Source organism: Streptomyces sp. NPDC057271, from assembly GCF_042668715.1.
GTDB lineage: Bacteria > Actinomycetota > Actinomycetes > Streptomycetales > Streptomycetaceae > Streptomyces.
In genome coordinates this window covers 1-7,644 of record NZ_JBHUYJ010000188.1, presented here as the reverse complement: position 1 = coordinate 7,644, position 7,644 = coordinate 1, and the positions used below count along the sequence as shown (strand labels likewise).

Genomic DNA, 7,644 nt, shown 5'->3' with positions numbered 1-7,644 from the left:
GACCTGGCCGACAGGGCCGAGCGTGCCGGCATGACCCGCGAGGAGTGGGACGGGTACAGCCTGCGTATCGAAGAAGCCCAGATCGGCGGCGACTTCGCGCGGACCCTGCGGATCATCGACGAGCGGGCGGTACGCCTGGAGGAACTGCGCGCGGTGCGCGACGCGGAGCTGGCCGAGCGGCTGACCTCGCTGCGGGACGGCGGCGAAGGCCTCGGCGACCAGCTGGAGTTCCTCAACGAGGCACTCGCTCCCGAGTGGAAGACCCGCGCCGAGGACGGCAGCGAAACCGTCTCCGACGAGAACGCCCTGTGGAACCTGTTCGAGGACAAGAAGCCCGACCTGCTCGCCACCCGGCCGGTCGACGGCGACGATCCCCTCAACTCCCTCGACTCCCTCGATTCCGGCCCCGGCACGGACCCGGACACCGCCGCCTTCGATACGGGTGACGTCCTTGGGCGGATGGACCGGCTGGGCCAGGACCTGTTCGGCCAGGCCCGCGAGATGGCCATGCCCCGCGAGGAGATCGCCGCCTGGCGGGAGCGGATCGAGACCGCCCCCGACCACGTCACGGCGCGTGAGGAACTCCGCACCCGCCTGGACGAACTGCGCTCCGAACAACGTCTGGACTCCCTGGAAGAATCCCGGCGGCTCGAGCGCCGCCGTGAGCTGCGTGATCTGGGCTTCACCTGGGAAGAGATCAACGGCCACGAACTCGGCGTCAAAGCCGCCGTCGAACGCGGCGACCTGGAGGGCGCCGCCCGCCTGGAGACGGCCTTCGACACCCGGGTCCAGCAGCGCGCCACCGACGAGACCGGCAGCCCCGCCGCACAGGGCGAGCGGCCCCGGACACCCGCGGACGGCCCCGCGGACGGCCCCCCGCGGGGACAGGACCACACCCCCGACCTGCCCGGCAGCCGTACGGTGGACCCCGCCGGCGACCGGACCGGGGACCGGACCGGCGGCCGCAAGGAGAGCGCGGACCCGCTCCAGCCGGGCGGTGAAACCCTGATAGGCCGGCCCCCGACCCTCGACGACACCGGCGCAGGTGCCAACGTCCAAGCCCCGCCGACACCCGAGCAGATCCTCGCCCGCGATACCGGACCCCGCTCCCACGACCCCCTGGACGCGGTCCTGGTCCGGGCCGCCGACGAGCAGGGCATGCTGCCCTCCCAGCTCAGGCGGAGCCTGGACGAGGCCCTCACCCAGGCCCGGGAGCTCCACACCCGCGCGCTCGCGGACGGACACGACCCGCAGCAGACCGGCGACCTCCTCCAGGCCGCCACCCGAGCCCGCGACCTCGGCCGCCTCCACGACCTACACGGCGCGATCGACCAACTCCAGCACCTGACCCCTCCCACCCAACAGCCGTCCGGACCGACCGCTCAGCCGCCGTCGACGACACAGGCACCCGAAGCCACCGGGCAGCAACAGCAGACACCCCCGCCCGCCCCGGCCCCGCCGCAGGACACACCCGCCCCGGCCCAGCAGCAGGACACCCCGGCCCCCCTGGTGCCCCCCGTCGTACCGGGGGCCCCCCGGAGGGCCGTGGCCGAGGCCGTGCAGAGCCCGGCCCCGCACAACGTCCAGCCCCCGCCGCCCACGACGGCCGTGCCCGCCACCACATCCACCGCCAGGACGGCGCCTTCCCTGCCGTCCCATGTCCTGCCGACCCAGATCCTCCCCACCACCCTGCCCACCCCCGGGACGCAGGACGCGCCGCCACGCCAGACCGAGGCACCGCCCCTCTCCATCGCCGACATCCTGGAGGGCGCGCAGCCCGAGCCGGCGGCCGCCGACACCCCCGAGGTGCTCACCGACGCAGTGGGGAACCAGGAGAATCCGGACCACGAGCAGACCGATACCGATGCGGAGGAGCTCTCCGGCGCATCCGGAACCCCGGTCCCCGACCCGGCCCAGCCCCAGCCCCAGCCCCAGCCGGCCGAGACCATCGAGACCGCCGTACCGTCCGCGGTGACGGTCACGCCGCCCGCCCCCGTGACGGCCGGGATCGAGGACTTCGCCAGGCGGCTGGACAAGGCCCCGGCACCGGTGGCCGAGGCCCTGTGGAACGCGGCGGCCGCACGCCTCGTGGCGGACCGGCCCGAGACCACCACGGCCCTCGCACTGCCCCCGGCGCAGCTGCGCATGCACAACCCCGCCCTCTTCGCGGACGTCCTGAACACCGCCCGTGACCTCAACCCCCTGCAGACACCCGCCGACCGCGCGCGGGTTCTCACACACCCCGCCCCCACGCCCGAGACCCGGACCGCGCCCGAACCCGTCACCGCACCCGAGCCCCAGCCCGAGCCCCAGCCCGAGGCCGCGCCCGAGCCCTTCGCCATCGCCAGGACCCCCGAAAGCCTGCGCTCCCTGCAGGAGCTGTCCGGTGTCCTGGACACCGAAGCACTCCTGGCGTTCGAAGCCGGCCCCTACCGCGACCTCACCCCCGCCCAGGTGCTGCGCGCACGGCAGATCGTCGCCGAGACCATCCACTTCCCCACCCTCATCGACCCGACCGGCGACGCCGGCCGGCACGCACACCTCAAGGACTGGGCCACCGTCGCCGTGGCCCAGGCACTGACCAGCGCCGGCCAGCAGACGACCACGGCCACGGCCGCGGCCGAGCGCCAGGCCGCGGCCGTGGCCGAGCGGATCCGCTGGGACCGACAACTCGAACGGCCCAAGGGCCTGCTCGGCGGCACCCGCCCCCAGGAGACGGATCTGGCGGACGCGTACTATGTGGACCGTGACGCGGTGGACGATGTGCCGGGGATCGCCGGGCAGGTGTTCGGGACCGGCCAGGCGTCCTCGCGGCAGGTGAACCCGACGGCGGCGTGGCTCACAGGCAGAGCGGTCTCTGAGCCGGACACGGAGGCCGAGCCCCGGCAGTCGGGAGCGGGGACTTCCACGACATCGCCGAGGGCGGAGGAACTGCGCCGGCGCTACAGGCCGGGTGTTCCGGACGCCATAGAGTTCCTTGAGGCGGGGGGTGGCGCGCCGTACGGGCGGGATTCGTTGGAGCTGGGTGAGGACCCGGTGGTGATCGCAGCGGAGCCGACGGCTGATGCGTCGGTGCCCGGTGAGGACGGGAGCGCGGTCCTCGACGAGTTCGACATGGACGATACGGCCCGCGCGGAGCTGGGCCTGCTCCTTGAGGCGGAGGGTGCCGCGCCGGAAGTGCGGGAGCCGGTGGAGGGGGGTGACGGCCTCACGATTCCCGCGCCGCCGCGCATCGAGGCACTGACCGTCCAGGAGGCGATCCCATCGCCTCTCCCGCCGGATCCTCAGCCCCAGATCAGTGTCGACGATCGCACCGGTGACCCGCGGTGGGCCGCTCGCGCTCAGGTCAGCCCGGTACGCCGGTTCACATCCGCCCTGTCCGCGCCACGGCCACAGCCCAGCACCCTGGACAAGAACGCACCCCTGGTGCAGCAGCTCGACAACCTGATCCTCCAGACTTTGACCCCGCAGGACGACGGCACCGTCCCCGAGCTGCCCGTACACAAAATCCACAACGGCCTCTACGGCGACCAGCAACCCGACGAATACGGCTACTCTTACCTGCTGGGTCTGCTGCAGGCCACCGGCCTGCCTCACGAACAGCCACGCCCCCATCTCACCCCAGGCAACGCACACCTGATGGGCCGTTTCATAAAAGCCGCCCTCGTCGCGCTCCGTGCCCAGCAAACGGTCCTCGAGCCAGCACCCCTGCTGGACGAGCTACTGACCGAAGCCATCCTCGACAGGCCCCGGCTGAACGCGCAGGCCGGAGGCTGGCTCCACGGTATGGCCCTGTCCTACGCCTCCAGCGGCCTGGCCCAGGACCTGGCCGACGCCACCCGCCACCTCGCTGGCCTCATCAACGACGCCGACCAAGCCGTTGATGCCATCGCGGCCCGGCTCCTGGCCAGCCCAAGTCCGACCGACTTCCAGGTCACAGTCATCAACTCCTGGCTCGCCCAAGCCTCCAGCACTCCCACCCACATCCCGGACCCGCCCGCCTCCAGCATCACCGGGGAGCCCTCCCCCGCCGGCCGGGACCGCTCCGCCCCGCCCCATTCCACCAACGCACTCCGGCACACCAAACGACCCAGTGAAGAATGGGGCTTGAACACCGACATCGCCGCCAACCCCAAACGTCTACGTCTGTTTGACGACCTCGATGGCGGTCATGACACGAGCGGCCCCGAAGCACCGCTCATCACCACGGCACTCCACGAGGAAGCGCGGTACCCGGCAGGCCTCGGCACGGAGCACGGGCCCACTTCGACAGCCGAGGGTTACAACGTGGAGCACGCCGGGCATAGCGGCGCCCAGCCTCCGTCCGTGGCCGACCGGCTGTCAGCCCGACTCGAGGAACTCACCGTCCCCGACCTGCCCGATGTACTCCCGCGCGAACTCGACGGCTACGGCCTGGACTACTTCGGCCTGACCACCCCGCCCCCGCCGCCCGACTTCCTCGCCGGGCACCGGCACGCCGACCTGCCGGTCGACAAGTACGCCTCCTTCCTGGAACGCCTCAGCCTCACCCGCCCCCGCCCCACCGCCACGGACCTGCACCCCGGCAACCTCCCCTCCCGCCCCATCCTCACCGGTCCCCTCCCCACACATGATGGCCAGCCCCTGGTCATCCCCCATGACAAGAAAGCCCCCACCGACCACATCCAGATGGCCCTCATCCGCCACGCCATCTGGGTCGGCGAACCCCTCGGCACCCAAGGCGCCCAAGGCTCGTTCCGGCAGAGGACCGCCGCCATCGCCGACGAATACCACCGGCGCGGCCTGGCCACCGTCCTGTGGACCGACATCACCCGCGAGGAGGCCGAAGCCGCCCTCGGCCCCCTCAAACCCAACGACCGGCGTCACCACCGGCTCACCGCCATACGCTCCGTCCTGCGGTGGGCTGAACAGCACCACATCAGCCTTGTCGCCATGGCGGAGGTCTACAACGCTCTTCACCCGCTGCCCGACCCTCATGCCTACTGGTCCACCTACGCCCAGCAGAGCGGCCCCGGCTTCGCCAGCCACAGCGACGTCTTCCGGGTGGCGATCATGTACGACTGGGGCGGTTTCTACGCCGACGGCGACAACACCACCACCGGCGACCTCATCGAAGACCTCCAGAACACCCTCAACTCCGCCATCGGCTACACCACCCACCTCATGGTGGGGTTCGAAATACTCCCCCCTATCGAGGTGAACGACTTCTTCATCGGCCCCGCCGGCCACTACCTCGGAAAGTACTACCGCGACTACGTCAGCACCCGCTTCAAACTTCCCCAGAAAACCGTGTCCGTGGTTAATTACTCCGGCGAGCGCGCTTATCCCGGCACAGGACGCCGCAACTCCCTTATCGAGCGTGGGTCCGTCACCGCCAAGGAATCCGTAATCGACACCCGCAATCTCTATCGCAGCAGACACATCACCACCGGCCAGGACCACAGCTGGGCCACGTCAACAACCCGGTCCCGGCAACCTTCCCCGGACCAGGCCAGGCGCAACCCGCCCCCGATGTCCTGGGTGGAGACTGTGCGCACTACCCAGTACGCGATCCACACTCTCGTCCGGGGCCTCAACACCCGCTATGGAGACCTCCACGTCACCCGCGTCATGGACATGGTCGCCAAAACCCCGGACCCCCACGCCGTCTGGACCGCCATTGCCCGCTACCTCACCCGCCGCGCCGAACTCCGCGAACAGATCAGAAGCATCACCGCCCACCGCCTCGAGGAAGACAACACCCTCACCACCGCCGATCTCCCACCCGAATTCCTCCAGCACTTCCAAATCACCGACAGCGCACATTTCGCAAGCGACTGGATCCTCGGCGAGTACGTCGTCCCCGTCACAGCCCATCAGCACCCAGTCCCCCCCCCAAACGCCTACAACCCCCACGACGACTCCACAACACCCTGGCGGGATCCCTTTGAAGACGATTTCGATATTTGACGGGCGCGCGGGGACCGAGACGTTTCCAACCTCACGTTGAGGCATGGTGAAGGACGACGACAGGGCGAACGTTGCCTGATGCGGCACTAGCGGCAGCAGGGACTCCGCTTCGAGGTCGGCCTATCAGACGTCTGGCACCTGATGGCTCGTCATGGGAGTGCCGCAGTAAATGCCGGATTTACTGCGGCGGACTCTCCATGGTGATCACCGCGACCTGCGGTAGGCAACTCCGGCCGCTGGGGCGAGGTGTACGCATTTACTGCGGCGGTGCCGAGAGGGCGAGGCGGGCGTGACGATCGAACCAGTGACCGAACTCGGAGGCGGGGGCGTGTTGCGCGTGCCGCGCGCCCGGGTGGTGCCCCTGTCCGCCCCTCCGGCTACGTACACCGCGGCGGTCGAGCGGTACCTCACCGGAGCGGGCATCGCGAAGTCCTCCGCGCGGATCTACCGGATCTCGCTGACGACATGGGGGTGGATGTTCGCCGGCGAACGGGCGCCGACCGGGCCCGCTCGCCGGGGCGCGAAGCCTCCCGTCTTCCCTATCGCCGCGATCGACGATCCGGCGCTGCCGGAGGTGCTGGCCGAACTGGCGGCGGCGCGGGCGGACGAGATGGACGCCGACACCGTCAACCGCGAGCTGTCCATCGCGCGCAAGGCGATCGGCTGGTGGCAGCGCCAGGGCTGGATCGTCGGCGACCCGACAATCGGGATCGAGCGGCGGCCGGCACCGCCGGACCGCACCAAGGCCCTCGCTGAGAACCAGGTCGCCGCGCTGTGGCGCCTGGACGTCGGCCTGCGGGAGAAGACGTTCTGGAAACTCCTCTACGAAAGTGCCGCACGGGCCGACGAGGTGCTGTGCCTGAACGTGGAGGACCTGTACCCGCAGGACAAGCGCGGCAAGGTCACATCGAAGGGCGGGGCGACCGAGTGGATTCACTGGCAGACCGGCACCGCCCAGCTGCTGCCCCGGCTCATCGCCGGGCGCACGCGCGGCCCGCTGTTCCTCACCGACCGCAAGGCCCCTGCCGGGACGCCCACGCTGGACGTGTGCCCGGAGACAGGCCGGGCCCGGCTCTCCTACCGCCGGGCCGAGGAGATCTTCGAGGAGAACACCCGACTGCTGGCCAACCCCCTGGCCTCACCCGAGGACATCGAGGACCTGGACGGCTTCACACTCCACCGGCTCCGCCACAGCGCCCTGACACACGACGCAGAGGGCGGCACCTCCACCCCGATGCTGCTGGCCCGGTCCCGCCACGCTTCTGTCCGCTCCCTGGAGCGGTACGCCCGCCCCGGCGTCGACGCAGTCGCCCGACACGTCGCCAAGCGAGACCCTGCTGCCCGCCGACGGGGTTGAACCGGATTGCCTCGGCGGCTGCCCGCCAGAGGCTCCAAGATCAGCTATTGGCGGCTTCTGGGCTCACCTCGACGTCACCCCACCACGGCGGCTGGGCGGGTGAGCGGCCGCCCACCTCGGGCGCGGGGCACCCGGATAAGGCTCATGACCGCCTCGAATGCCGGTGCGTCACCGGCCTGTCCTGCGGTGACGGTCAGCGCCATCGGACGTGCCCACCCATCGCAGGCCAGGTGAACCTTGGTACCTAGTACTCCAGCTGTAGATCGCGATCTTGCTGGTCGGGGCGGGTCCGGGCACGGGTGCGGCCACCGGTGATCATCGGTGTGTGAAGACAGAAG

Annotated in this window: 2 protein-coding genes and 1 pseudogene; 2 read left to right on the top strand and 1 reads right to left on the bottom strand. The window is 70.6% G+C overall.

Annotated elements, in window-relative coordinates; genetic code table 11:
* Window positions 1–30: 30 nt before the first annotated feature.
* Window positions 31–5,949, top strand: coding sequence for a hypothetical protein (locus ACFUJR_RS38265; RefSeq protein WP_383451238.1), 5,919 nt, complete (start codon window positions 31–33; stop codon window positions 5,947–5,949).
* A gap of 304 nt (window positions 5,950–6,253) precedes the next feature.
* Window positions 6,254–7,306 carry a tyrosine-type recombinase/integrase gene (locus ACFUJR_RS38260; protein WP_383181005.1) on the top strand — a complete coding sequence of 351 codons (1,053 nt, stop codon included), beginning with the start codon at window positions 6,254–6,256 and terminating at the stop codon, window positions 7,304–7,306.
* An 80-nt stretch (window positions 7,307–7,386) separates the two neighbouring features.
* On the opposite strand, the pseudogene ACFUJR_RS38255 reads toward ACFUJR_RS38260, so the two are convergent.
* Window positions 7,387–7,581: pseudogene (locus ACFUJR_RS38255) on the bottom strand (IS5/IS1182 family transposase); the annotation flags it as partial.
* Between the last annotated feature and the right edge of the window lie 63 nt (window positions 7,582–7,644).